This window comes from Stutzerimonas stutzeri, from assembly GCF_038561965.1.
In the GTDB taxonomy this organism is placed as follows: Bacteria; Pseudomonadota; Gammaproteobacteria; order Pseudomonadales; family Pseudomonadaceae; genus Stutzerimonas; species Stutzerimonas stutzeri_AA.
Window position 1 is genome coordinate 4,657,301 of the sequence record NZ_CP139348.1, and the last position, 26,750, is coordinate 4,684,050.

Consider the following 26,750-nt stretch of genomic DNA (forward strand, 5'->3'; position numbering starts at 1 on the left):
GCCATAAGGCCCGGTCGTGGTGTTGCGATTGGCGCGTTACGCCACCTGCATCAGCTTGGCGTACGCCTTCAGATGATGGTCATCGTCACCGAACTGGTGGGCAATCATCACTAGGCGCTTGGCGTGGTGGGCGAGGTTGTATTCCCAGGTCATGCCGATGCCGCCGTGCAGCTGGATCGCTTCTTCGGCCACCTTGCGTGCAGCGCGGGCGCAGATGTATTTGGCGGCGGCGATGATCCGGCGGCGGTCGTCGTTGTCTTCGCCATCGGCAAAGGTCGCGGCGAGGATCGCCATGCTGGTGGCCTGCTCCAACTCGGTCTGCATGTCGACCATGCGGTGCTGCAGGACTTGAAACTTGCCGATCGGCACGCCGAACTGCTTGCGCGTCTTCAGGTAGTCGAGGGTCAGCTTGCAGGCTTCGTCCATGCTGCCCAGAGCATCAGCACACTGCGCGGCGATGGCGCGGCCCTGCTGGTAGCGCAGCGCTGGAAGCGCGTTGCCGACTTCGCCGAGTAGCGCATCAGCGCCGACCTGCACGTTGTCGAGGAACAGCTCGCAGCCCTTGCGCCCATCGATGGTTGGAAAGACACGGCGGCTAACGCCCCGTGCATTCGGATCGACGAGGAACAGGCTGATGCCCGTTTCATCGCGGCTGTCACCGGCGGTGCGCGCGGACACGATGATTTGCCCAGCGCTGTGCCCGCCGATGACCACGGCCTTGCGTCCGGACAGCCGATAGCCGCCTTCAGCCGCTTCCGCCTTGGTCTGCACGTCGTTGAGGTTGTAGTGACTCTGCGGTTCGTCGAAGGCGACCGCCAACTGCAGCGAGCCTGCCGCCACCTGCGGCAGCAGGTTCTCTATCTGCGCGGCGCTGCCGAGCTGATTGAGCAAACCGCCACCGAAGATCACCGATTGCAGGTAGGGCTCCAGCGTCAGGCCGCGGCCCAGCTCGGTCATCACCAGCATGGTTTCCACGCCGCCGCCGCCAAAGCCGCCTATCTCCTCGGCAAACGGCACGGCAGTCAGGCCCAGCTCGCCCAGCTGCCCCCAGAACTCGGCAGAAAAGCCCAGTTCCGACTCGCTGAATTTCTCGCGCTGCTCGAACGGGTAGGCGTCGCGCACCAGACGCGCCGCGGTGTCTTGCAGCATTTGCTGCTCTTCAGTCAGTTTGAAGTCCATTGCGGTGCCCCCTTACAGCTCGAGAATCATCTTCGAGACGATGTTCTTCTGGATTTCGTTGGAGCCGCCGAAGATCGACAGCTTGCGCATGTTGAAGTAATCGCCTGCCAGCGCCGCGCTGTAGTCGGCGTGCAAGAGATCGCCTTCGTAGTCCAGCTGCAGTTCCTCTTCAAGGAACGGCAACGCGTACGGCCCGATAACCTTGCGCAGCAGGCTGGTGATGGCCTGGCGAATCTCCGTGCCCTTGACCTTGAGGATCGAAGACTCGGCACCAGGCACGCCACCTTCCTTCGCCGCGGCGAGGATGCGCAGGGTGCTCATCTCGATGGCCATCAGCTGCATTTCGACCTCCGCGACCTGGGCGCGGAACAGCGGGTCTTCGAGCATCGGCTTGCCGTCGCAGACTTCCTTCATGGCGATGCGCTTGAGGTGCGCCAGCGCCGCCTTCGAGGCGCCGATACCGGCCAGGCCGGTGCGCTCGTGAGTCAGCAGGTACTTGGCGCAGGTCCAGCCCTGGTTTTCCTCGCCGACGAGGTTCCCTACCGGCACGCGGACGTTGTCGAAGAAGACTTCGTTGACCTCGTGGTCGCCGTCCAGGGTGATGATCGGCCGCACGCTGATGCCCGGCGTGCTCATGTCGATCAACAGAAAGCTGATGCCGCGCTGCTGCTGCGCCTCGGGATCGGTGCGCACCAGGCAGAAAATCATGTTGGCGTGCTGGCCGAGGGTGGTCCAGGTCTTCTGGCCGTTGACCACGTAGTGATCGCCGTCACGCACGGCGCGGGTCTTCAGGCTCGCCAGATCGGAGCCGGCGCCCGGTTCGGAATAGCCCTGGCACCACCAGTCTTCGCCGGAAAGAATGCGCGGCAGGTAATGATCCTTCTGCTGCTGGCTACCGAACTTGATGATGACCGGCGCAACCATGTTGACGCCGAACGGCACGGTACGCGGCGCGCCAAACTGGGCGCATTCTTCGTCGAAGATGTGCTTTTCCACCGGGCCCCAGGTGGTGCCGCCCAGCTCCACCGGCCAGCCCGGCGCGTACCAGCCGCGTTTGACCAGAATCTGCTGCCAGCGCTCGTGGTCCTGTTTGGACATGTGCTTGCCGAGCTTGACCTTGGCGGCGATGTCCGCCGGCAGCTCGTTTGTCAGGAAGGCGCGCACTTCATCGCGGAAGGCGAGCTCTTCGGCCGTGTAGTTGACGTTCATGGGAAGGTCCTCATGGTGCGTTCGGATTGCAGGCGGGTCGCATTCATTGCCCGGCCTGCCATTCGGTAAAGGTGCGGCCTTCGGCGGCCAGTTTTTCCAACAGCGGCGCCGGCTTCCACCAGTCGCCGCAACGTGCGTGCAGTTCCTTGACCCGTGCCAGCACGGTGTCCAGGCCGACACTGTCGGCATAGAACATCGGCCCGCCACGGAAGGCCGGGAAGCCGTAACCGTTCAGGTAGATGACGTCGATGTCACTGGAGCGCTGGGCGATGCCTTCTTCAAGAATCTTTGCGCCCTCGTTGACCAGGGCGAAGATGGTCCGCTCGATGATGTACTGCTCGTCCAGGTCCTTCCGCTCGATGCCTTTTTCCCGCGACGCTGCTTCGAGCATAGGCGCCAGTTCAGGGTTCTCCAGCGGCGTGCGGTTGCCGGGCTCGTAGCGGTAGTAGCCGGCGCCAGTCTTCTGCCCGAGCATGCCGGCGGCGCAAAGCTTGTCGGATACGGTAGGGAAATCCAGGTGCGCCGGCAGCGTTGCACGCTGACGCTTGCGGATCGCCTGGCCGATATCCAGCCCGGACAGATCGCGCATGGCGAACGGCCCCATGGCCATGCCGAAATTGCGCAGCGCGCCATCGACCTGCTGCGGCGTGGCGCCCTCCTCCAGCAGGAATTCCGCCTCGCGGCCGTACTGGAAGACCATGCGGTTGCCGACGAAGCCGTCGCAGACGCCGACCACCACCGAGACCTTCTTCAGCTGCTTGCCGATGGCCATGGCGGTGGCGAGCACTTCGTCGCTGGTCTTCGCGCCGCGCACCACTTCAAGCAGGCGCATCACGTTGGCCGGGCTGAAGAAATGCAGGCCGACCACGTCTTCCGGGCGCTTGGTAAAGGCGGCGATGGCGTTCAGGTCCAGCGATGAAGTATTCGAAGCGAGGATCGCGCCGGACTTGCACACGGCATCCAGCTGCTCGAAAACCTGCTGCTTGACGCCCATTTCCTCGAACACCGCCTCGACCACCACGTCGGCATCAGCCAGCGCACTGTAAACGGTGACGCCTTCGATCAGTTTGAGGCGTTTTTCCATCGCCTCTTCGGTCAGGCTGCCGCGTTTGACGCTCGCCGCGTATGTGTCACGGGCGCGCTGCAGGCCGCGTTGTAGGGCTTCTTCATTGATTTCCAGCAGCTTCACCGGCACGCCGGCATTGGCGAAGCTCAAGGCGATCCCGACACCCATGGTGCCGCCGCCGATGACTGCTGCCGTCTTGATCGGCCGCGGCTTCACGTCGGACGGCAGGTCATTGATCTTGCCCGCCTGGCGCTCGGCGAAGAACGAATGGATCAGCGCGCCACGCTGCGGCGAGTTCAGGCATTCGGCGAAGAGTTCACGCTCGCGCTTGAGGCCCTCGGCCAGTGGCAACTTGGTTGCCGCCTCGACCGCAGCGATACAGCGCAGCGGCGAAAACAGCCCCGGCATGCGCTTGGCAACTTCAGCGTGCTTGGCGCGGATCAATGCCTCGTTATCGGCGCTTTCGAGCCCGCTGGTCTGCTCACCACTGCGCCGCGGCACGCGGCCTTCCTCGACCATGCGACGAGCGTAGGCCAGACCGGCCTCGACCAGATCACCGTCGAACAGCTCATCGACGATGTGGTGCTCGACCGCCTCCGCTGCGCCGATCGGCGTGCCGCTGACAATCATGTCCAGCGCCTTCGCAACCCCGGCCAGCCGCGGCAAGCGCTGGGTGCCGCCAGCGCCGGGCAGCAGTCCCAGCTTCACTTCCGGCAGACCGACCTTGGCGTCCTTGCGGGCGATGCGGTAATGGCAGCCCAGCGCGACTTCCAGCCCGCCGCCAAGCGCGGTGCCATGAATGACCGCAACGCTCGGCTTGCTGCTGCCTTCGATAGCTTCGATAACTTCCGGCAGGCTCGGCGCCTGGGGCGGCTTGCCAAATTCCTTGATGTCGGCGCCGGCAATAAAGGTACTGCCCTCGCAGACCAGCACCACCGCACGCACCTGAGCATCCGCTTCCGCGCTCTGGAAGGTCTGCAGCAGGCCCTGGCGCACGGCGTGGCCGAGTGCATTGACCGGTGGGTTGTTGACCGTGATCAGAGCGATCTCGCCCTGAAGTTCGAGCCGTACGACGTCCGGCATGGCAGGCCTCCGCTTAGTGAAATGCTGATTGGATTTGTTATTTCACGGAATCATGTTTCGCACAGCAGAATAAAGGGCTCACGTTACGCATGTCGATAGCTGAAAGAGCCACGCGTTCTATCGAGATAAAAGGACGTAAAGCGGGCGCAAGGCTTGATATTGCAGGCCGCCCGGCTGAGGCCGGACAGCACTATCAATCAGAGGAATGTCAGCGCCAAAGCCAGCGCGGCGGGTTCAGCCGGTAACCGCATGACGAGGGGCGCGAGTGAGCAAGTCGGGGTCGATACGCAGCAGGCGCACCGTGCGTTCGCCGGCCAGGCTGGCAGGATCGGCATCGGCTGGCAGCTCCACCAGCAGTCGCGTCAGGTTGAGTATCAGCGCTTCCCTGCGGAGCACGCCGGCACCTAGGGCGTAGTAGGAAGCGATCACCTGACGCAGCTCCAGCGGCAATGCCCATTGCGCACGCAGGGCCGAACCGAAGCCCGCCGCGCGCTCGCGCAGGCAGCGCTGCAGGCTCTCTTCATCCAGCGCACCGCCGCTGTCGAGCCACTCCTGCAGGCTGCGCAGCAGCGCCAGTTCGCCGATGTTTTGCAGCATGCCGGCGCTGAAGCAGAGCTCGCTGTCCAGCTTCAACTGGCGCGCCAGCCAGTGAGCCAGGCGTGCCGTTCGCAACGCCTGAATGCTCAGCTGCGCCGCCAGTTCGGCAAGCCGCGGCTCCACCAGCCTGGCGTTGTGCTGCAACGCCAGCTCCGTTACCAGTTGCAGGCTGCGCGCGGCGCCGAGCTGCCGCTGCGCCTGGATCAGGCTCAGGCACGGCGTCGTCGGTTGCACCGCATTGCTACTGGCGACGCTGATCAGCCGAGCGGTGACCTGCGGATCGCGTGCCAGTAATTCCTCGAGCTCTGCGAAATCCTGGTCGCCACCCTGCAGACGTTGCAGTGCCGTCAGCACGGCATCCAGCAGCGGCGCGCCGCGGTTGTGCGGACGCATGCGTTCGAGAAAGCTATCGAGATCATCAGTTGCAGCAACGACCGAGGCGCCGCCGTGGCCAGCGGAACGCGGCAAAAGCTTGTCCAGCCGCTGGCGCAGGTCGGTCAGGTCGTAGGGTTTGCCAAGATAGGCCGCAGGCGTCAGCGGCAGCACGGTGCGCACACTGGCGGTATCGGTACGCGCGCTGATCATCACGCATGGCAGGCGCTGGGTAGGCCCGTGTCGGCGCAGCTCACGCAGCAGCTGCCTGCCATCGAGACCGTCCAGCTCACCGTCGAGGATCAGCAGGCTGGGCGCCTGGCGCTTGCACACCGCCAGTGCGGCATGGCCGTCCACCGCTGGCTGCACGCGCATACCGGGGCGCAGCTGGCGGACTAGCTGGCAGAGCTGGTCCGCGCGCCATGGCTCGTTGTAGGCAACCAGAACGAATGAGACTTGGGCCGAGATGCTCACTGCACTACTCGCTGGAGATGTCACTACAGCCTAGCAACGGTGTGGGTAAGCGACGACAGCTCCACGAGGGATGAATCGCGCCACAGGGGTCGCGATTCTGCCCGGAGAAATGACCGACAGCCAGCCCCTGAGGCAGACTGTCGCAGGGCTTAAATGCCCAAGCAGAGGTACTTGATCTCCAGGTAATCCTCAATGCCGTACTTCGAGCCCTCACGACCCAGCCCGGACGATTTGACCCCGCCAAACGGCGCCACCTCGGTGGAGATCATGCCGGTATTGATACCAACCATCCCGTACTCCAGCGCCTCGGCGACGCGGAACACCCGGCCCAGATCGCGCGCATAGAAGTAGGAGGCCAGGCCGAACTCGGTGTCGTTGGCCTTGGCGACCGCCTCGGCCTCGTCCTTGAAGCGGAACAGCGGCGCCAGTGGACCAAAGGTTTCTTCCTTAGCCACCTTGGCGCTGTCGGGCACATCGACCAACACCGTCGGTTCGAAATAGCTGCCACCCAGCTGGTGCGCCTGGCCGCCGGCGACCAGCCGTGCGCCCTGTGCCACTGCATCCTCGATGTGCTCGCGCACCTTGGCGGCGGCGCGGTCGTCGATCAGCGGGCCAATATCCGTGCCCTCCTCGAGGCCATTACCGACTTTCAGCTTGGCAACCGCCGCCTGGAATTTCTCGGCGAAGGCGTCGTACACCCCGTCCTGTACATAGATGCGGTTGACGCACACACAGGTTTGGCCGGCGTTGCGGTACTTGGACTGCATGGCACCCTTCACCGCCTCGTCCAGATCGGCGTCGTTGAAGACGATGAACGGGGCATTGCCGCCCAGCTCCAGCGAGACCTTCTTGATGCCGGGCGCGCACTGCTCCATCAGCTTGGCGCCGACTTCGGTGGAGCCGGTGAAGGAGATCTTGCGTACCTTGGGGTTGGCGGTCAGCTCGTTGCCGATGTCGCCGGCCGAACCCGTGATCACGCTGAGCACGCCTTTGGGGATGCCCGCGCGCTCGGCCAGCTCGACCATCGCCAGCGCCGAGAACGGCGTTTGCGACGCAGGCTTGATCACCATGGTGCAGCCGGCTGCCAGTGCCGGGCCGGCCTTGCGAGTGATCATTGCTGCAGGGAAATTCCACGGCGTGATCGCCGCGGTCACACCGATCGGCTGCTTGATGACGATGATGCGCTTGTCTTTCTGGTGGCCGGGAATGGTGTCGCCGTAGATGCGCTTGGCTTCCTCGGCGAACCATTCGATGAACGAGGCGGCATAGGCGATCTCGCCCTTGGCTTCGGCCAGCGGCTTGCCCTGTTCCAAGGTCATCAGGCGGCCAAGGTCATCCTGATTTTCCATCAGCAGCTCGAACCAGCGGCGCAGCTTCTGCGAACGCTCCTTGGCGGTAAGCTCACGCCAAGCCGGAAGTGCACGCTCAGCGGCATCAATGGCACGGCGGGTCTCCGCGGCGCCCATCTTTGGCACTGTACCAAGCGTCTCGCCGGTGGCCGGGTTGTTCACACTGATGGTCTGGCCGCTGTCGGCATCGACCCAGGCACCATTGATATAGGCCTGCTGACGGAACAGCGCGGTGTCTTTGAGTTGCATGGCAGTCTCCTCGGGCATCGTAGCGGCAGGCCCGCTGCGGAAAATTTGGCTGACGCGACGATCATCTGAACCGTCCTTTGCCGCCCGGTTCCTGCCGCCGCATTGCACTGCGAACGGCCATGCTAGGACCGCAGCCGGCCGGCCGGCAAGCTCATGACGCATGACGTTGTCGCGCCATTGACCAGCCTGATGCATCGCACGGCCTGTCACGACTTGTTACCCAAACCCTACTACTGGTCCGGGTATAGTTGCGCGCGAGCGGCCTCAGCCGCCGACAACCAAGGATCGATAAGGAGTTACCGTGAAAGCAATGATGACAGGCGCTATGGCCGCCGTCCTGCTGGCCAGCACTGCCGTCCAGGCGCAGATGAAACCGGAAGAGATGGTCGAGACGCGCCAGGCCGGCTACCAGTTCATGTCCTGGAACATGGGCAAGATCAAGGCCCAGGTAATCGACGGCAAGGAGCCCTACGACCAGGCCAAGGTGGCTGCCGCCGCCAATGCCATCGCCGCCATTGCCAATTCCGGCATGGGCAGCCTGTACAGCCCGGACACCACCACCGAGCAGCTGGGCAAGGCGACTCGCCTGAAGCCCGAGTTCTTCCAGAACCTCGACGAAGCCGGGCAGATCGGCCGCAACTTCACCGCCGCCGCCAACCACCTCGCCAAGGTCGCCGCGGAAGGCGATCAGGCCGCTATCAAGAAGGCCTTCGGCGATGTCGGTGGCAGCTGCAAGTCCTGCCACGACAAGTTCCGCGCCGACTGACCCGCCGCAGCCAGCCGGTCACGTCTGTCTGGCCGGCTGGTTTACCAGTCCAGGCTGGGAGCTGCTGCCGCAGGCTCCGGCTTCAGCCAGTCGCCAACGGATTGCGCGCCCCAGACGCAGGCCGCAGCCAGCGCAATCGCCAGCACCGCCGCGAGCAGCGATCCGCCGCGGGCATCCTGCTGGGCCGGGTGTTCGCGCCGCGCCCTACCCTTAATCATCGCCCGCACCAGCGGACGACGCATAACCATCGTGTAATAGATGATGGCCGCGATGTGCATGCCAATCAGCACCAATAACAGCCACTTCGCCTGCCGATGCAGGCCACTCAGCGCGCTGCCGGTCTCGCTGCTGATCAACGCATACAGCGGTCCTTGGAAGGCGATGTCATCGGTTGCCATCAAACCGCTGGTGACCTGAAAACTCACCAGCAGCAGCATGGCCAGCACCGAGAACGCGCCGAGCGGGTTGTGTCCGGCTTCGCGCCAGTTGCCTTGCAGATAGGCCTTCACGCCGACGGTTGCCCCGAAGATCCGTGACCAGCGCGCATACGTCGAACCGATGAAGCCCCAAACCAGGCGGAACACCAGCAGGCCCAGCACCAGCAGGCCGAGCCGGCCATGCCAAGGCATCAGGTTGCCGCCAATCCAGCCGGTGACGATGGCCGCAATAACCGCCCCGGCGAACAACCAGTGAAACAGCCGCAGCGGCGCATCCCAGAGTTTGATATGGCCTGACATCTCCACTCCCTCGCCATCCGAACAACCACGGCCCCCGGCCGTGACGCGCAAGGGTATCAGCCGAACCAGCTGCCAGCAGCAGCGAAAAAGCCGCACCTGGCCAGGGTATCCGCCCAGCCCCACCAGCATGGACGCCCGCCAACGACATGCGTATGATTGCGCCCCGCAACGCACCAGTAGCTCAGCTGGATAGAGTACTGCCCTCCGAAGGCAGGGGTCGTGGGTTCGAATCCCGCCTGGTGCGCCATCCAAATAGTCGTTTCGAGCAGCGCTCGAAACGCTCAGACAAAGCCCGCTCGCAGCGGGCTTTGTCGTTTCTGCACGCCGTCTTTCAGGCCTGCTGCCGCCCGATAACGAATATCAAGCCAGGCAGTTATTCGTTACCTGCCTGCGTCGTAACGCTGATGCAAGGCATACCTGCCATACGGCGACGCCGGACGGCGTCAACCTGACCTCACGCTCGTTTTAGACGCATCCATCGGGTGTTCTGTGAACCCGGTCACCGAGCCTGCGGGCTAACTGAACTTCAATGCACCGATCAGGTCGCGCCATGCGCACCTGCCCCACACACGACTTCATGGAGGAAATCGCGTGCCTGTGCGCTATTACGCCCTCGCTTCGCTCATCGCCGCCGCGCTGCTCGCCGGTTGCACCGGCAACTACAAATTCGACGACGACCACTATCGCCCGCTGGGCGACCCGCAGGCTTTGAATCGCGGCAAGTAACCGCAAGGAGCGATACGACCATGGAACTGGTCTTCGATATGGTGGGCGCCCAGCAATTCGTGCCTGGGTTGCTGACCACCAAAACCTTCAAGCAGGCCGGCGGCGTGATCGGCCGGTCCGACGGCTGCGACTGGGTGATCCCGGATCGCAAGCGCGTCCTCTCCGGGCGCCACGCGGTGATCAGCTATCGCGACGGCGCCTTCTTCCTCACCGATACCAGTAGCAACGGCATTCAGCTCAAGGACAGTGGCGCCAGCCTGGTCAAGGGCCAGCCGCAGCGCGTCGAGCATGGCAGCGTCTATTGTCTCGGCGACTTCGAGATTCGCGCACGACTGATCCAGGACCCGGCGCTGTTCGAGGGCGATATCGGCCGACCGCAGCCGGCCGGCAGCATCATTCCCGACGATGCTTTTCTCGATCTCGACCCGTTGATCGCCATGGATCAGCAGGAGCGTGTCTACGCCGAGGTTGACGATCTCGACCTGGCCCTCGTTGCGCCACAGCGCCAGGCCCAGCAGCGCGACTATGCACGCATCGACATGGAAAGCCTGCCGTTGCCAGAGCTGGTCATGCCGCAAGCGGCGCCCGAGGCCAAACGCGAAGCCGAACCCGAATGCCTGCCACCAGGGTTCTGGGCACGCTTCGGTGAGGCGCTGGGCATCGGACTCGACGACCTGGACGAGGAACAGCGCCAGGCCCTGGCGCTGAACGCCGCCCGGCTGCTCAAGCAGAGCGTCGGCGGGCTGCAGCAGAGCCTGCGCACCCGTAGCGAATTGAAAAACGAGCTGCGCCTGGCGCTAACCACCGTGCAGAGCGCCGGCAACAACCCGCTCAAGCACAGCGCCAATGCCGGCGAAGCGCTGAGCGCCCTGCTGCGCGGTGGCAAACCCGGCCAGCTACCGGCCGAACAGGCCATCGGCCGCGCCTTTCGTGATCTGCAGGCGCACCAGGTGGCGCTGCTGGCGGCCAGCCGCGCGGCCGTCCACGCAATGTTCGAGCAGCTGGCACCGGAACAACTGGTGCTGCGTTTCGAACGTGAAGGCCGCAAGCCGCTGATCGCTACCGCCGGCAGTCGCTGGCGCGCCTATCGCCGTTTGCATCACAGCCTCGGCCAGGACGCCGACTGGAGCGAACGGCTGTTCGCCCGCGATTTCGCCAAAACCTATGAGGAGCAGGTGCGCCTGATTGCCACCCTCGATCCCACCCATCAAGGATGATCCCATGCCTCGTCGCATCACCCTGGCCATGCTGGCCTCGCTGTTCATGCTGGGCGGCTGCTCGGCGCTATCGCCCTACTCCAAGCTGACCAAGCTGGATCTCGAGCTGCACGGCAGCGACCGCCTCAACCCCGACCTCAACGGTCGGCCCTCGCCGATCGTGCTACGCCTGCTGGAGCTCAAGCATCCGGTGGCGTTCGAGAACGGCGACTTCTTCGCCCTCTACCAACGCCCCAAGGAAGCCCTGGCGCCGGACCTGGTGACCTCCGAGGAGCTGGAACTGCGCCCCGGCGAAAGCCGTGAGCTGAAGCTTTCAGTGCAGGAAGGCAGCCGTTACGTCGGTGTGCTGGCCGCCTACCGCGACCTGCCGGAAGCCAGCTGGCGCTACGTCATCGCCCTGCCGCCGCTGGAGCGCACCCACGTCGCCCTGAGCCTGGATGAACGCGGCATTACCCTGTTCGATCCGCTTGCCGAAGAAGGAAAGTAAGCATGAGCCTGCAAAAAGTTGTCTGGCAGGAAGGCATGCTGCTGCGCCCGCAGCACTTCCAGCAAAGCGATCGCTATTACGACCACCAACTCAAGGCGCGCACCCAGAAGCTGGGCAACTACGCCTGGGGTTTCTTCAGCCTGGAGATCGATCGCCAGTTCCTCAACATGGGCAAGCTGGTGCTCAGCCAGGCCAGCGGCATTCTGCCGGACGGCACACTGTTCGAGCTGGGCAGCGAGCGCGAACCGCTGGCGCTGGATATCCCGCCGAATACTGGCAGCACGCCTGTCTATCTCGCGTTACCGCTGGTCACCGGCAACCACATCGAAACCCGCCGCCCCGAGCAGAAGGATGTACTGGCGCGCTATACCGCCCATGAGCTGGACGTCGCCGACTCCAATGCCGGCGACAGCAGCACCAGCCAGGTAAGCACCGGCCTGCCGGATTTCCGCCTGCTGCTGGGTGAGCAGCAGAGCGACCAGGCCTATGTGAAATTGCAGTTGTGCGAGGTACTCGATACCACGCCAGACGCGGTGATAAGCCTCGATCCGGAATTCATTCCCACCTACGTCAACTTCCAGGCTTCAGGCTATCTGCTGTCCTGTCTGAAGGAAGTGATCAGCATGCTCGCCCACCGCGGCGACACCCTCGCCGAGCGCATCAGCGCCACCGGCAAGGTCGGCGGGGCCGAGGTCGGCGACTTCATGATGCTGCAGCTGATCAACCGGCACGAACCGGTGCTGCGCCACTACCTGGGCGTGGAGCAGGTGCATCCGGAGCAGATCTACCGTGATTTGCTCGGTCTGCTCGGCGAGCTGGCGACCTTCTCCAGTGAGAGCAAGCGCCCGCGCTTGGACGGCCGTTACCAGCACAGCGACCAGGGCGCGAGCTTCCGCAAGCTGATGGACGCAATCCGCCAGGTGCTGTCGATGGTACTGGAGCAACACGCGATCGAACTGCTGCTGCAGCAGCGCCAGTACGGTATTCAGGTATCGCCGCTGCATGACCACAAGCTGCTGGGTACGGCCTCCTTTGTCCTCGCCGCCAGTGCGCAGTGCGATTCGGAAACGCTACGTACCCGACTGCCGGCGCACCTGAAGATCGGCCCAGTGGAGCGCATCCGCCAGCTGGTCAACCTGCATCTACCGGGTATTCGCCTCAAGCCATTGCCAGTGGCGCCGCGGCAAATCCCCTTCCATTCTGGCAAGACCTATTTCGCCCTGGAGCTCAGCGCCGAGGACCAGGCGCAGCTGGAGCGCTCCGGCGGCTTTGCCTTTCATGTGTCCGGCGACTTCGCCGGGCTCGAACTGAAATTCTGGGCGGTCAGGGACTGAGCGACATGATCAAGGAAATGGATTACGGACAGGACGACCATACCGTCATCGTCAACCGCACCGGGGAAGCACCGGCACAGAGCCCGCTAACCGACTTCGATACCCCGCCGCGCTTCGAGCAGCTGGAGGAGCGGATGATCTATGCCGCCCGCCTACGCCCGGCGGAAACCTTCAATATCAGCCTCAACCCGCTGGTCGCCGCCGCTTCGCCATTGCTATCGGAGGTGGTGCGGCTCAAGCACAGCCAGGAAAGTGAAGATCTGCAGGCCCTGCACAGCCAGCTGAGCAGTGCACTCAAGCTGTTCGAGCACCGCGCCCTGCATGACGGCGCCGAAAGCAGCCAGGTCATGGCGGCGCGCTACGTGCTCTGCACCATTCTCGACGAGGCCGTGGTGACCACACCCTGGGGCAACGAGAGCGAATGGTCACAGATGAGCCTGCTGTCTGGCTTCCACAATGAGACCTTCGGCGGCGAGAAGTTCTTCCAACTGCTCGAGCGGCTGGCGCGCAACCCGGTCAAGCACCTGCCGATGCTGGAACTGATGTACCTCTGCCTATCCCTCGGTTTCGAGGGCAAGTACCGCGTGCTGCCGCGCGGCATGCTCGAACTGGAGGCGGTGCGCGACAGCCTCTACCGGCAGATCCGGCAAATGCGCGGCGACATCCCGCGCGAGCTGTCGCCGCACTGGGAAGGCCTCAAGGACACCCGCCGGCGGCTGGTGCGTATCGTGCCATGGTGGATGGTCGCGCTGTTCACCCTGATGTGCCTCGGGGTGATCTACAGCGGTTTCGCCTGGGTGCTCGGCGAACAACGCGAGGCCGTGCTGCAACCCTATCGCTCGCTGGACATGGATGCCGGCGATTCCACCTTTTCAGGGATGAAATGAGATGAAAACGTTCTTCGGCAAACTCGGTGCGGTGCTGCGCCGAACCTGGGTCTGGAGCTTGTTGCTAGTTTTGCTGCTGGCCGTATTGGTGTGGATCGTCGGGCCGCTGCTGGCGGTCAACGATCATCGCTTCTGGGAATCGTCCAGCGCTCGCCTGCTGAGCATCAGCGTGCTGTTCCTCGGCTGGGGCCTGGCCATGGTCTTCGCCAGTTGGCGCGCCAGCGCACGCAAGAAGCGCGACGCCGACGACCAGGACATCCAGGAGCAGCTACGCCGTGACGGCATGATCGGCGAGGAACAGCAGGAACTGCGACATCGTTTCAAGCAGGCGCTGCGCACCCTGAAATCCTCTAGTCTCTATCGCGGCCGTAGTGAGAAATGGCGCAGCGAGCTGCCCTGGTACCTGCTGATCGGCCCGCAGGGCAGCGGCAAGACCAGCCTGCTGGATTTTTCCGGGCTGGATTTTCCGCTCAATCGCAGCGAGCAGCAGCGCCTGACCAAGGACGTTTCCGGCACCCGCTACGCCGATTGGTACTTCGCCGACCATGCCGTACTGATCGATACCGCCGGCCGTTACCTGACCCAACCCGACGCCGCTGTCGACGGTAGTGCCTGGGACACCCTGCTCGGCCTGCTGCGCAAGCGTCGCGCACGGCCGCTCAACGGTGTACTGGTCAACCTGCCGGTGGACCAGCTGCAAGGCGGCCATGAACTGGAGCTGGAAAACCTCGCTCGTCAGGCCCGTCAGCGCCTGCATGACATCCATCAGCGCCAGGGCGTCGACGTACCCGTCTACCTGGTGCTGAGCAAGGCTGATCGGATTCTCGGTTTCGACGAGTTCTTCGAGCAGCTGTCGCGCGAGGAAAGCGATCAGGTGCTCGGCACCAGCTTCCGCAAGGAGCAGAACGGCAGCGATGCGCAGGTGGTGCGCGAGGAGTTCGAGGAACTGCTGCGCCGGCTGAACAGCCAGGTGATCATGCGTATGCATCAGGAGCGCGATACCCAGCGCCGCGGTCGTATCCTCGACTTCCCGCATCAGCTGGGACAGATCGGCGAGCGCCTGAGCCTGTTCATCGAACTCGCGTTTGCCGGCAATCGCTATCAGCGTGCCAGCCAGCTGCGTGGCTTCTATCTGACCAGCGCACCGCAGCTGCGCGAAGGCCTCGACCCGCTCACCGCCGGCATCGGCCGCCAACTCGGCTTGGCCAGCAGCGCACTACCGACCTTCCGCAGCGGTCGTGCACGTTTCATCAATCAACTGCTCAGCCGGGTGATATTCCCCGAAGCCGAACTGGCGGGTCTCGACCAGCGCGAGGTACGCCGCATCGACTGGGGCCAGCGTGCGCTTTATGCGGGCGCCTTCGGTTGCCTGGTGCTGTTCGGCGGCGCCTGGGCACTGAACTTCTCCGGCAATCACGAGCGCCTCGAACAACTGCGTGACATCGCCCAGACGCTTGGTGGCGAACGCAAGACCATCGAGGCGGAAGACGAGGCACTGCGCACCCTCAAGGCGCTGGACGCGAGCTACGCGGCGACCCAGGTTTTCCCACCGCGGGACGAGGTGTCCTGGCTGCGCCGGGGAGGGTTGTACCAGGGCGAAGCGGTCGACCCGACGCTGCACGAGGCCTACCGCCGCGATCTGGAAAAGCTGCTGCTGCCACGTGTCGCCAGGCAGCTGGAAACGCAGATACGCGCCAACCTGAACGACCGTGAGCAGCTGCTCGGCAGTCTGCGCGCCTATCTCATGCTGAACCTGGCCGAACGCCGTGATGCGGCCTTCCTCAAGGACTGGCTGGCCGCCGACTGGTCGCTGCGCCATCCGGGCAACGCCGTGGCACAGCAGGGGCTTAACACCCACTTCGCAAGCCTGCTGGAAGAATCCTTCGCGCCGTATCAGCTGAACGACAATCTGGTGGCCAAGGCCCGTGCCCAGCTGCGCAGCGAATCGCTGGCCGCAGTGGTGTACCGCATGCTGCGCGATCAGGCGCGCAACCTTCCCGACTACCGGCTGAACACGCAGCTTGGCCCGCAGGCGACGCTGTTCGTCGGCGGCGACTATGCGATTCCCGGCTTCTACACCCAGCGCGGCTATCAGAAGCTGTTCGTCGCCCAGGGTGCCGATCTGGTCAGCGAGATACTGCGCGACAACTGGGTGCTGGGCGAAGGCGACAGCCTCAGCGCCAAGGACCTTGGCCGTCTGCTGGTGGAAATGGAGCAGCTGTACTTCCGCGATTATGCCGCGCACTGGAGCGAAGCGATCGCCCAGTTGAACATTCTCCCCGCCGGTAGTGCGGCGCAGGGTGCCGTGCAGCTCGCAGGGCTTACTGCGGCGAACTCACCGCTGCTGCAACTGCTGCTGGAAGTGCGCGAGAACACCCGGTTCGCCGGCCTCGCCGAAGCGACCGCAGAGGCCAGTGAGCTCGCCGAAGCGGCTCAAGGCGCAGGTGGCAAACTCGGCAAGGCGGCCAAACTGGCCGCCGCCGCGGCGGAACAGGCGCAAGCCGCGCTGCTGAAGAACATGCCGGATACCGCGCGTAAGGCGCTGGAGCGCCGTTTCGCACCGCTGCACCAGTTGCTTGACGAAAACGGCGCGGCCGGCCCCGAACTGGCCGCCAGCCTGCAGGCGCTCGACGCGCTGCAGCTGCAGCTGGCCTCCCTGGCCCATGCCAGCGCACCGGAACAGGCCGCATTCGAAATGGCCAAGGCACGCATGGGCGGTCAGCGTGACGCCATCAACCAACTACGCAGCAGTGCTGCACGGCTGCCGCAGCCGCTGGGCAAGTGGTTGGGGCTGCTGGCCGAGGACAGCTGGTCATTGGTGCTCACCGATGCCTACCACTACCTAAACCAGCGCTATCGCAACGAACTCTACGCCAGCTACCGCGGTTCGCTGCGCGAGCGCTATCCGTTCAGCGCCCACAGTGCCAGCGACGTCGCCCTTGCCGACTTCCGCGAGTTCTTCAAGGCACAGGGTCTGGCGGACAGCTTCTTCGAGCGCTACCTCAAGCCCTTCGTCAGCGGCAGTGCCGGCCAGTACCAGCTGCGCCGCGTCGACGGCCGCGGCCTGCCGTTGTCCGAGCAATTCCTCGCGCAGATGAGCCGCGCGCAGACCATTCGCCGCAGCTTCTTTGCCGAGAACCCCAACGAGCCGCAGATCCTGTTCAAGCTTGAGCCCTATTCGCTGGACTCCAGCCTCGGTCGGGCCGACTTCCGCTTCGGCAACCAGCAGATGGAGTACCGCCACGGGCCGATCGTGCAGACCGCCTTCCGCTGGCCGGCCGAAGCCGACGACGGGCGCACCAGCCTGGTGGTGGAAGAACTTGGCGGCCGGCGCGTCGGCATCGAGAAGAACACCGGGCCCTGGTCGCTGTTCCGCCTGATCGACCTGATGCAGGTCGACTACCACAGCGGCCGCGACGTGCTGATGCTCAAGGCCGACCTTGGCGGGCTGCGGGCCAACTACCTGCTGCACGCCCAGCGCTCACCGAACCCCTTCGACCTCGCGCTGCTGCGCGGCTTCAAGCTGCCGGCAGCGCTGTGATGAACACAGCGGCGTGTAATTGGCGCAGCGCGGCACGCACCGACACCGGTAAGGTGCGGGCGCGCAACGAAGATGCCTTCCTCGACCTGCCGCAGGCCGGCCTCTGGGCCGTGGCCGACGGCATGGGCGGACACCAGAACGGCGCCCTGGCCAGCCGGCTGATCGTGGAGCAGCTGGCTGATCTTTCCGACAGCGGCGATCTGCCGGGACGGCTGCAGAAGGTGCGTCGCTGCCTGCATGAACTAAACCGCCGGCTCAGCCAGGAACTGACAGTTACCGCCGAACGCCCCGATCCGGTAATCGGCAGCACGGTGGTCGCTCTGCTCATGGAAGGCGACCGCGCGGCCTGCATCTGGGCCGGCGACAGTCGCTGCTACCTGTGGCGCAGCGGACGGCTCTATCAGCTGTCACGCGATCATTCGTTGTTGCAACAGCTGATCGACCAACAGCAGCTGAGCCCCGAGCTTGCCGCCAAACACCCAGCGGCTCATGCCCTGACCCGCGCCATCGGCGCCAGTGAACAGCTGGAGCTGGATATCCTCGAATTCGCCGTGTTCCCGGGCGACACGCTGCTGCTGTGCAGCGATGGGCTCTACCAAAGCATGTCCGCCGATGCCCTCGGTGCGGCACTCAGCCTGCCATCCACCCACCTGGCACTGGAACGGCTGTTTCGCCAGGCATTGAAGGGGCCGGCACGGGACAACATCAGCGCCGTGGTGATCCGCCGATGAACGCACAGCAGCTGCAGGCCAGCGACCTCACCTACTTTGCACTGGCGGCCACCGCGGCCACGCCAACAGCGGTCGAACCGAAAGCAGCCTCTGGCGAGCTGCCGGAAGTGCTCAGCGGCCGCTACCGGATCGAGCGCCTGCTCGGCGTTGGTGGCATGGGCGCGGTCTATCGCGCCCGCGATCTGCTGCGCGAACAGTTTGGCGACCCGGAACCCTACGTGGCACTGAAGACCCTCAGCGAGGACTTCGCCGAATACCCCGACGCCAGCGTCCTGCTCTACAGCGAATACGCACTGACCACGCGCCTCAGCCATCGGCACGTGGTGCGTCTGTACAGCTTCGATATTGATCCGGCCAGCCAGCGCGCCTTCATCACTCTGGAACTGCTCAAGGGGCCGACCCTCGATCAGCTGCTATGCGAACGCCCACAGGGCATGCCCTGGAGCGAACTGCAGGGCATCGCTTTGCCACTGCTGGAGGCACTGAGCTATTCCCACAGCCTGGGCGTGCTGCATGGCGACCTGAAACCAAGCAACGTCATGCTCGCCGATGACGGCCTGCGTCTGTTCGACTACGGCCTCGGCCAACCGCTGGAAGGCCTGCTGCCCGGCCTGCCGCGCCTGTGCCGCACGCGCTTTGCGGCCTGGACGCCGCGCTATGCGGCGCTGGAGCTGCTCGACGGCGGCGAGCTGACCGCCAGCGCCGATATCTACGCGCTGGCCTGCGTGCTCTACGAACTGGCCAGCGGCAGCCATCCGTTTCGCCGGCTCAGCGCCCGCCAGGCCAAGGCGATGGAGCTGGATAGCACGCTGCAGCGCCCGCCGCAGCTTCCCGCGCATTGCTGGCCGGCGCTGCGTACAGCACTGGCGTTCGACGACGCGCAGCGCTCGATTAACGCCGCAGGCTTGCTGCAGGCCTTCAGCCGCCCCGCACCGAGCCGGCTGCGGCGCTGGTTCGGGCACTCCCACGGATGACATCAGGACAAGGAAAGCCCCATGTTCAACGCGGCCAACGAAACCCACTTCAGCCTGACCCTCGATGGCGTCGATCACGACTTCAAGGTGCTCGAATTCCAGGGTCGCGAGGCCATCAGCCAGCCCTACCGCTTCGACCTGGAACTGGTCAGCGAGCGCCCCGATCTGGATCTGGAAAGCCTGCTGCATCGCCCGGCTTTCCTCGCCTTCGCGCCGGATGGCAGCGGTATTCATGGGCTGGTGCATCAGGCCGCCCAGGGTGAATCCGGCAAGCGCCTGACCCGCTACCGCCTCACGCTCGTGCCGCAGCTGGCGTATCTCGCCCATCGCACCAACCAGCGCATCTTCCAGTACCTCAGCGTGCCGCAGATCGTCGCCCAGGTGCTTGAGGAGCACGGCGTCCAGGCCGACGCCTACCGCTTCCAGCTCGGCCCGGTGATCTACCCCGCGCGTGAATACTGCGTTCAGTACGACGAATCGGACCTGCATTTCATCCAGCGTTTGTGCGAGGAAGAAGGTATCCATTACCACTTCGAGCACAGCGCGGCCGGCCATGTGCTGGTCTTTGGCGACGACCAGACGGTCTTTCCCAAGCTCGCCGCCACCGCCTATCAGCAGGACAGCGGCCTGGTCGCCGACCAGCCGGTGATCAAACGCTTCGGCCTGCGCCTGGAGACCCGCACCAGCCGCGTCACGCGCCGCGATTACGATTTCGAGAAGCCGCGCCTGACCATGGAGGCGTCCTTTCACAGCGACTTCCAGCCGGATCTCGAGGACTACGACTATCCCGGCCGTTTCACCGAGCGCACCCGTGGCAAGCACCTGTCGCAGCGTGCCCTGGAACGCCATCGCCATGATTACGAACTGGCCGAAGGCGAAAGCGACCAGCCGCGACTGGTGAGCGGAAATTTTCTCCTTCTCAGCGAGCACCCCCGCGCCGACTGGAACCAGCTCTGGCTGCTCACCGAAGTGCTGCATGAAGGCAAGCAGCCACAGGTGTTGGAGGAATCAATTACCAATGTCCCAGCTCACCACGGACTGACCCCCTCTCCCCTATGGGGAGAGGGCTGGGGTGAGGGGGCTCTTGCCAGCTCCGACCTCCAACAAGGCTACCGCAACCACTTCACCGCCACCCCCTGGGACATCCCCTTCCGCCCGGCTCTGAAGCATCCGAAGCCGAAGGTTCTCGGCAGCCAGACCGCCGTGGTCACCGGTCCTCCCGGCGAAGAAATCCACTGCGATGAGTACGGTCGCGTCAAAGTCCAGTTCCACTGGGACCGCCACGGCCAGGCCGACGACAAGACCAGCTGCTGGCTGCGCGTTAGCTCCAGCTGGGCCGGCGACCGCTACGGAGGCATCGCCATTCCGCGGGTCGGCATGGAAGTGCTGGTGACCTTCCTCGAAGGCGACCCCGATCAGCCCTTGGTCACCGGCTGCCTCTACCATAAGGAACACCAGGTCCCCTACGACCTGCCGGCGAACAAGACTCGCACGGTGTTCAAGACCCTGAGCTCCCCAGGCGGTGGCGGTTACAACGAACTGCGCATCGAAGACCGCAAGGGCGCCGAGCAGATCTATGTCCACGCCCAGCGCGACTGGGACGAGAACATCGAGCACGACCAGAAGATTCGCGTCGGCAACGAACGCCACGACACGGTGGAAGCCAACAGCTACAGCGAAATCAAAGCCGAAGAACACCGCACCACCCACGCCGACCGCAGGACCGAAATCCGCGCCAACGACCACCTCACCGTCGCCCGCACCCAACACGTCAAACTCGGCACCGGCCAGTTCGTCGAAACCGGCAACGAAATCCACTACTACGCCGGCAACAAAGTGGTGATCGACGCCGGCATGGAACTCACCGCCAACGGCGGTGGCAGCTTCCTCAAACTCGACCCCAGCGGGGTGACCCTAAGCGGGGCGACCATCAAGATGAACTCTGGCGGCTCGGCTGGCACCGGTTCAGGCGTGAACGTCGTCGCTCCACAGATTCCCTGGAGAGCCGATCAAGACAAGGCCGGCGCCAAGCCCAAGCTCGCGCTGGCCAATACCCAACTGCAGCTGGCGCGCAAGGCACGGCAAATTGCCGCGAGCCGTTGCCCGATCTGCGAAGCGTGCCGGGCGGGGATGTGTGAAGTTGGAGGCGGCCGATGAACGACAGGGTCGAACACTGGCTCAGCGAGCAACAAGCCCAAAGCCGACCGCTGCTACTCGTTATCGACAGCCTTGCAGAACCGACTCCGCTGCCTAGCCTGTTCTCAACGGATCTGGTGCACAGCTACGCCAATCTTTATAAGGGTACCGAGGTCGACGAGATGGCCGGCGCCGCTCCTTGGCTGATATTGCTGAACGAGCTGAATTTCACGCAGCTACGTTCGCTGACCGATGCACCGGAGCAGAACTGGGGCTGGCTCGCCAGCGTCGACCACGCCGACATGGCTGCGCTCACTCAGCACTGGCAAGCTCGCATCTTTGCCGACGAACAAGGGCAGCGTTCGCTTTATCGATTCCAAGACAACCGCATCATCGCGCGTCACCTCGGCGAACTGGACGCGTCACAACGTCCTCTGCTGCTTGGCCCACTGGCCAGCGTGCTCTGCTGGGATGGTCAGGACTGGCAATGGTTCGATAACGACCTGCCAGGGGAGTACCGCGAGCCCTTCGAAAAACCTTGGTTGTCCATCCCAGAGCCAGAGCAGGTACAACGTGCCGTGGCACACCACAACCTCGAGTTGTGGCTATGGCAGAACCACACGGAGGCGAGCACGCGGCTCGCCGAAACCCGAGTGGTAAGTGACTGGCTCGACCATCAACTCGACAAAGCGAAGGAATGGCACTGGCACAGCGAGCCGCAACTGCACTTTCTGCTCCGCTACCAGCTCGACCCTGCACTTGCCGAGCATCCTGCCTGGCTGCCAGCCGACCAGGAAACACCGGAAGCCCACTATTCGCGAGTCAGATCAGTACTGACTCCAAGCCATTCTGCACGAGACTGATCAGATGAGTTCTCACACCTTTTCCCGAAGCCGCTTCCTGCTTGCTCACGCATGGCCTGCACTGTTTGGCTTCCTGCTCAGCGGTTGCAGCGCGCTCGGTTCGGTCGGCGCCGACACCTTCACATTGGAAGGCGAGCTACCGGCCGATTTCGCACTGAAGGCTCAGGCGCATTACGGCGGGTCCGAGAGTTGTAGTAGCCGCGGTCATGTGGAGAGCTTCAAGGAGGACTATGAAAAGGCGCCGCATGGGTATCGGTTCGAAATTCCGGTTAGTTATCGCGACGGTCTTTGTGATCTGCAGCTGGTTAGGGTCGGGCTGTTTATCTACGGCCGTTACGGAGAAAAGGATTGGCAACAAACTTACGATAACGGCGAATTGATGGTAGTTTCGAAAGCGGCTAGCGAGGACAACAACAATGTATCTGCCCTCCCCTCACCTATATATTCTGAGTGCTCATGGTTATTCCAAGAGAGCAAATTAAACCTGGAGATATCAAAACTACTGAGCTGCAAGGGAGCAGGAGCTCGACTAAACAGAAAACAGCTACCCCAGCAGACCGTCATATTGACTTTTACGGTAAATCCTAGAGAAGAACCTTATCGGGATAATACCTGGATAGAATTTCCCGAAGGGTGGAGGCCGTGTCTACCTAAGGAGGGCTGGCAGCAGTGCCAAGACCCGCCAGTGTTTAAGACATACAGAAACAACAACATAGAGTGCACCATTTATCCAAATTGCACGGAATAATCAAGGATGACCGGAACAACAGAGCAACTAAGCTGCCCTATGAAAAACGCTTGGGTCAGCTTCCGTCTTGTGGATGAGCATGGAGAGGGCTCACCTTACGCTGGATTGCCTTACAGGCTAGTTGATAATCAAGGCCAAGTTAACGAGGGGCTTTTAGACAGCGATGGGTTCGCTCAGATTACGGATGTACATCTTGGCATTATAGTGCTCGAACTATCGCAACCCGCAACGACCTTCATTGATCCTTGGTACGAAGAGCTTTCTATTAGAGAGGTTTTCAAGGTACCGCTGACAGCTATACAAATCGCAGCGGAGCAATCACCCGCAGGGCCTCGACGCACTGATGGACAAACCTATCTAGCGCGAGAACGCGCAGCAAAAGAAGACGCTTATTTCATACGAGCCGAAGTCAGCGATTTCGTCGCGAGTAAAAGTCATCTTCCGACACCAGACGAAAATTGGACGACACCATCGGAACTAAAACAGAACGCAGGCTCAGCAGCAGACCAGCCAGGCGTTGCTCTTGGTTGTAACAGACATCATCTCATCGAGATAAAGGCGCTACGTGCCTACAGTCCGTTGCTTTCCCGCGGCGCTGATTTCTGCGCGCTGAATGCCTATCACCTTGCGGTCATGAGCGCCTTCGCCTACGCCCCATTCAGTACCTCTACCAATCCTTACTCTTCAGCACCGCCACCCTATTCAGCGCTTGGCAGCATCGGATACGTACTTCAGAACCAGCTAGGGAGCCGGATTCGGCCAACGCAATTCAACATCGCGTCCCCCTATCACCTGCTCTGTGAAGAAGTGCCTTATTCGAAGCGCCTCGAAATCATGCCTTACGATCCGGCGCGCTATGAAAAGGAAGCCCAGGAGGGCTGGCGAAATCCCGAAGATGTGCACTTCTTGCACGACACGGATAACGAAACAGATACCAACACCCAAGCGTTCATCACCCATAACGACAAGATCGTATTGATTTCCGTCCGCGGCACGCAGGAGTTTCTGGCCGACGCCAGTCGAGACGCAGATGCCCGCCAGGTGCCATACGAAGAAGGTGAAGGCCAAGCACACCGCGGCTTCTACAAAGGTTTTCAGGCTGCAAAGCCATTCGTAGAGCGCTACCTAAATGCCTTTTATACCGGCGAACAAACGCTGATCATATGTGGCCACAGCTTAGGCGGGGCCATTGCACTCCTGCTGGCCGAATGGCTACGGCGCAAGCCCACCAAACCGAAGTTAATCCTCTACACCTTCGGCGCACCACGCGCCGGCAACGCAGCCCTCGTCAAGGCCGCCTACTCTCTTACGCACCACCGTATCGTCAATCACAACGACCCCATACCTGCGCTTCCACTGCCGTGGATGGATGCCGAATGGAAGCTGGCACTCCCCGGTGCAGCTCTGGTGTATAGCTCACCGGCTATCGGCATTGCGCTGCTGCTAGCGGGGATAGTCAACCTTCAAGGTGATCCATACGAGCATCACGGGGAGCAATGGCATTTCATGCCGCGCAAGCCTGGCGCGGGCAGCGAGACGGCGATTCTGTGGCAGCCGGGCTGCGCGATGATTGCCGAGCAGACCTGCGCTCGTACCATCGGCGAAATCGGCCTGGATGGAGATATGCCGAAGCGCGTTGCGCTCGCAGGTTCCCAACATTCGAGCGACAGCGGCTATGCGCGAGCGGCGCTGGCCAACCTGCTGCGCTGGACTGTCAGCGTAGAGCAGCGCAACGGCAGGCTGTTCACGGACGCTGAGGTTCGCGACATTTACGCCCAAGTCCTGAGTACCGCGCAGCTACTGGAAAACTGGCAAGCGCGCTCCTTCAATGAATTCCGCTGGGAAATCAGGCGCAGGGGGATAATGCGCTTCTACGGCAAGACGGATATCGAACTGCGCGCCATCTACGCCGATGCGGTGGAGCAAGGCGAGCGCGTTCGAGCCGAACAAAGCCCCGCATTGACTCGTACACAACAGCGCTTGCTAGCCCAGACGGAGCGGGTGGTGACACTACGCAGTGTCTTTGGGGAACACGCGGAGCGGCAGGACCTGCCAGAGCTGGTGGCACAATGGCGTGCCATCGAGGACAACCAGAATGCAGAACGGCTGGCGGCCAGCACGCCACGAAGCGCCGGTGCCATTGCCTAGTCCCCTGGGTCGCCTGACCCGCTGCCGGGGCCTATAACGGCGGGTCGGGCGGCGGAGGCTTTGGCGAATATGTCGGCGATATTTATCAAAGAGTGAACAGGTGAGCGACGTTTCGATATTAGAACGAATTTTCTTTCTCGGGTGGCTAGTGCTATTCGTAGCCGGCGGATTCAACGGAATATACATCTGCTTCCATGGAATTCGTCGACTTGACCCATACTTTTCTCAATTAGCAAATATTGAATGGGAGTCACATAACCCCTTCGATAGTTTCTGTCGAATGCATCAATATTGCTTTCAATATACTTTTGGCGTAAAACGGCCAGATATTAGCAACAGCATAGCCGCATGGCTTTATTTTACCTGCATCAGTCTTATTATTTATTGGATCAGTATGTTTATTGGCTTTCTTGGCCATCAATTCGGCATAAATATCTTGAGTGACCGCTCTTAGCGCGTTCATACACGAGTTTTTGGCAACAGATCAAGATGAGTGACGCCTCGACACTTGAACGAGTCATAGTTTTTTCTTGGATCCTGCTTGCCGTCACTGGGGGCTTCAACGGAATCTACATCTGCTTTCATGGAATTCGCCGACTCGACCCGTATTTTTCTATCAAGCCCAATGTAGGATGGGAGTCGTATAGTCCCTTTGATAGTTTTTGCCGAATGCATCGATATAGCTTTCAATATACTTTGGGCTTGAAACGACCCGATATTGGCAACAGCTTAGCCGTATGGCTTTACTTTACTTGCATCAGCCTTATAATTTATTGGACTAGCATGTTTATTGGCTTTCTTGGCCATCAATTTGGAATAAGCATATTGAACTGAATTGCTTCGGCTCAATATTTAACGACACGTTCATGCTTAACCAAAGCCAGACCCATCTTGGATATTATCGTCCTCACAGGGCGTTCCAATGGAAATGCAAATTTGCTTCCATTGATAGGCCAATTTGGCCGTTTCTCCCCATGCGTATTTTTCAGTAAGTTAATATCCATGCGGTTTTAGAACCAGCCTATGAGCCAGGACAACCGTTCGGCGGCCAAACGCCGGCGGGCGATGAACGGATAGGGATTAATCCGCGCAAAGTGACAAAATGACATCACAGCTGCGCCCGCAGCATTCCGATGAATCAGAGTCACTTACATGTCCGCCAATCGACGCTATTCCATCATCCTCGAACACACCGGCCAGGTCCTGCTGGAGCAGGCCTCGCTTGAGCAGGTCGAGGCGTTCTGGGACGCCAACGACGCCCTCTATTTCGGTCTGCGCATCGACGACGCGCTTAGCGATCACGCCACCGTGTTCGTTACCGATGAGGTTCCCGAGGACGAGGATGTCGTTCCGGCCTGACGCCGCAGCTCCGAGCCGGCGCTAGCGAATCCCCCACAGGTGATCCAGCGAGAACCGGCCGGCTCCTCGTCCGATCAGCAGCAACAGTAGGGCGGCCCAGCTCAGGTGGGTCGACCAGGCGTCGGGGTAGACGAAGAGCTGGATCACCAGCGTCATCAACAACAGCGCCAGCGCCGACAGCCGGGTAAACAGGCCGAGCACCAGTAATAGCGGGAACAGGTGCTCCGCATAGGTCGCCAGGTGCGCCGCGATATGCGGCGGCAGCAACGGCAAGGCGTATTCGCTGCGAAACAGTTCGAAAGTGCCCGGGGTGATGTCCAGCACGCCACTCACCTTGGTGCGCCCGGAGAGGAGGAAAATCGCCGCTACGGCCAACCGTGCCGCCACGCTCAGTAGCGAATCGCTGAGCAGCTGCTGCAGCGTCTGTGCAAGGCGATTCCATTGTTGCAGCAGACGCCGCAGCAGGCTGGAAGATTGGATCGCGCTGCTTTGTCGACGCTGGGAAGTGACCATGGTGA

The 26,750-nt window shown here is 62.5% G+C and carries 22 protein-coding genes and 1 tRNA gene; 15 read left to right on the forward strand and 8 right to left on the reverse strand.

The window, feature by feature from the left end; translation table 11 throughout:
* Window positions 1-36 precede the first annotated feature (36 nt).
* The 5 genes from SM130_RS21535 to gabD form a co-directional block, all read right to left on the reverse strand.
* On the reverse strand, window positions 37-1,179 hold the full coding sequence (locus SM130_RS21535; protein ID WP_102826532.1) for an acyl-CoA dehydrogenase family protein: 1,143 nt from the start codon (window positions 1,177-1,179) through the stop codon (window positions 37-39).
* 12 nt (window positions 1,180-1,191) lie between these two features.
* The gene (locus tag SM130_RS21540; protein ID WP_102826531.1) at window positions 1,192-2,388 is read right to left on the reverse strand and encodes an acyl-CoA dehydrogenase family protein; all 1,197 of its coding nucleotides are present in this window, start codon (window positions 2,386-2,388) and stop codon (window positions 1,192-1,194) included.
* Between the two features lie 43 nt (window positions 2,389-2,431).
* A complete protein-coding gene (locus SM130_RS21545; protein WP_102826530.1) occupies window positions 2,432-4,537 on the reverse strand; it encodes a 3-hydroxyacyl-CoA dehydrogenase NAD-binding domain-containing protein in 2,106 nt (701 codons plus the stop codon).
* Between the two features lie 234 nt (window positions 4,538-4,771).
* Window positions 4,772-5,980, reverse strand: coding sequence for an HDOD domain-containing protein (locus SM130_RS21550; RefSeq protein WP_102826529.1), 1,209 nt, complete (start codon window positions 5,978-5,980; stop codon window positions 4,772-4,774).
* A 149-nt stretch (window positions 5,981-6,129) separates the two neighbouring features.
* Window positions 6,130-7,578: an NADP-dependent succinate-semialdehyde dehydrogenase gene (gene gabD, locus SM130_RS21555; protein WP_102826528.1), complete on the reverse strand. Its 1,449-nt coding sequence runs from the start codon at window positions 7,576-7,578 to the stop codon at window positions 6,130-6,132.
* A gap of 313 nt (window positions 7,579-7,891) precedes the next feature.
* Here gabD and SM130_RS21560 point away from each other — a divergent pair, with 313 nt between their 5' ends.
* A complete protein-coding gene (locus SM130_RS21560) occupies window positions 7,892-8,344 on the forward strand; it encodes a c-type cytochrome (RefSeq protein ID WP_102826722.1) in 453 nt (150 codons plus the stop codon).
* A gap of 41 nt (window positions 8,345-8,385) precedes the next feature.
* Here the strand turns inward: SM130_RS21560 and SM130_RS21565 are convergent, their stop codons facing one another.
* A complete protein-coding gene (locus SM130_RS21565) occupies window positions 8,386-9,132 on the reverse strand; it encodes a cytochrome b/b6 domain-containing protein (RefSeq protein WP_181019294.1) in 747 nt (248 codons plus the stop codon).
* 119 nt (window positions 9,133-9,251) lie between these two features.
* Here SM130_RS21565 and SM130_RS21570 point away from each other — a divergent pair.
* The 13 genes from SM130_RS21570 to SM130_RS21630 all read left to right on the forward strand — a co-directional run bounded on the left by SM130_RS21570 (window position 9,252) and on the right by SM130_RS21630 (window position 24,873).
* Window positions 9,252-9,328, forward strand: a tRNA-Arg gene (locus SM130_RS21570).
* A gap of 377 nt (window positions 9,329-9,705) precedes the next feature.
* Complete coding sequence (locus SM130_RS21575) at window positions 9,706-9,807, forward strand: type VI secretion protein (protein ID WP_373278835.1); 102 nt, start codon at window positions 9,706-9,708, stop codon at window positions 9,805-9,807.
* Window positions 9,808-9,827: 20 nt separating this feature from the next.
* On the forward strand, window positions 9,828-11,024 hold the full coding sequence (tagH, locus tag SM130_RS21580) for a type VI secretion system-associated FHA domain protein TagH (protein ID WP_102826525.1): 1,197 nt from the start codon (window positions 9,828-9,830) through the stop codon (window positions 11,022-11,024).
* Window positions 11,025-11,028: 4 nt separating this feature from the next.
* Window positions 11,029-11,511 carry a type VI secretion system lipoprotein TssJ gene (gene tssJ / locus SM130_RS21585; RefSeq protein ID WP_102826524.1) on the forward strand — a complete coding sequence of 161 codons (483 nt, stop codon included), beginning with the start codon at window positions 11,029-11,031 and terminating at the stop codon, window positions 11,509-11,511.
* A gap of 2 nt (window positions 11,512-11,513) precedes the next feature.
* Window positions 11,514-12,845: a type VI secretion system baseplate subunit TssK gene (tssK, locus tag SM130_RS21590; RefSeq protein ID WP_102826523.1), complete on the forward strand. Its 1,332-nt coding sequence runs from the start codon at window positions 11,514-11,516 to the stop codon at window positions 12,843-12,845.
* Between the two features lie 5 nt (window positions 12,846-12,850).
* Window positions 12,851-13,732 carry a type IVB secretion system protein IcmH/DotU gene (gene icmH / locus SM130_RS21595; RefSeq protein WP_102826522.1) on the forward strand — a complete coding sequence of 294 codons (882 nt, stop codon included), beginning with the start codon at window positions 12,851-12,853 and terminating at the stop codon, window positions 13,730-13,732.
* Between the two features lies 1 nt (window position 13,733).
* Window positions 13,734-17,273 (forward strand): type VI secretion system membrane subunit TssM, encoded by a 3,540-nt coding sequence (gene tssM / locus SM130_RS21600; protein ID WP_102826521.1) that lies wholly within the window; start codon window positions 13,734-13,736, stop codon window positions 17,271-17,273.
* Window positions 17,273-18,004 (forward strand): PP2C family protein-serine/threonine phosphatase, encoded by a 732-nt coding sequence (locus SM130_RS21605; protein WP_102826520.1) that lies wholly within the window; start codon window positions 17,273-17,275, stop codon window positions 18,002-18,004. Before tssM ends, SM130_RS21605 begins: the two co-directional genes overlap by 1 nt.
* The gene (locus SM130_RS21610) at window positions 18,001-18,978 is read left to right on the forward strand and encodes a serine/threonine-protein kinase (RefSeq protein ID WP_102826519.1); all 978 of its coding nucleotides are present in this window, start codon (window positions 18,001-18,003) and stop codon (window positions 18,976-18,978) included. The genes SM130_RS21605 and SM130_RS21610 overlap by 4 nt, the downstream gene beginning before the upstream one ends.
* A gap of 21 nt (window positions 18,979-18,999) precedes the next feature.
* A complete protein-coding gene (locus tag SM130_RS21615) occupies window positions 19,000-21,135 on the forward strand; it encodes a type VI secretion system tip protein VgrG (protein ID WP_342369073.1) in 2,136 nt (711 codons plus the stop codon).
* Entirely contained in the window at window positions 21,132-21,977 is an 846-nt protein-coding gene (locus SM130_RS21620; protein WP_102826850.1) for a DUF4123 domain-containing protein, read from the forward strand. Before SM130_RS21615 ends, SM130_RS21620 begins: the two co-directional genes overlap by 4 nt.
* Window positions 21,978-21,981: 4 nt before the next feature.
* The gene (locus tag SM130_RS21625; RefSeq protein ID WP_256044984.1) at window positions 21,982-22,725 is read left to right on the forward strand and encodes a hypothetical protein; all 744 of its coding nucleotides are present in this window, start codon (window positions 21,982-21,984) and stop codon (window positions 22,723-22,725) included.
* Between the two features lie 39 nt (window positions 22,726-22,764).
* Complete coding sequence (locus tag SM130_RS21630; protein WP_258006894.1) at window positions 22,765-24,873, forward strand: lipase family protein; 2,109 nt, start codon at window positions 22,765-22,767, stop codon at window positions 24,871-24,873.
* A 250-nt stretch (window positions 24,874-25,123) separates the two neighbouring features.
* Here the strand turns inward: SM130_RS21630 and SM130_RS21635 are convergent, their stop codons facing one another.
* Window positions 25,124-25,336, reverse strand: coding sequence for a hypothetical protein (locus SM130_RS21635; protein WP_181019304.1), 213 nt, complete (start codon window positions 25,334-25,336; stop codon window positions 25,124-25,126).
* A gap of 689 nt (window positions 25,337-26,025) precedes the next feature.
* Between SM130_RS21635 and SM130_RS21640 the strand changes: the two genes are divergently transcribed.
* Window positions 26,026-26,232, forward strand: a complete 207-nt coding sequence (locus SM130_RS21640; RefSeq protein ID WP_102826847.1) for a hypothetical protein — start codon at window positions 26,026-26,028, stop codon at window positions 26,230-26,232.
* A gap of 21 nt (window positions 26,233-26,253) precedes the next feature.
* Here the strand turns inward: SM130_RS21640 and SM130_RS21645 are convergent, their stop codons facing one another.
* On the reverse strand, window positions 26,254-26,745 hold the full coding sequence (locus SM130_RS21645; protein WP_102826846.1) for a DoxX family protein: 492 nt from the start codon (window positions 26,743-26,745) through the stop codon (window positions 26,254-26,256).
* Between the last annotated feature and the right edge of the window lie 5 nt (window positions 26,746-26,750).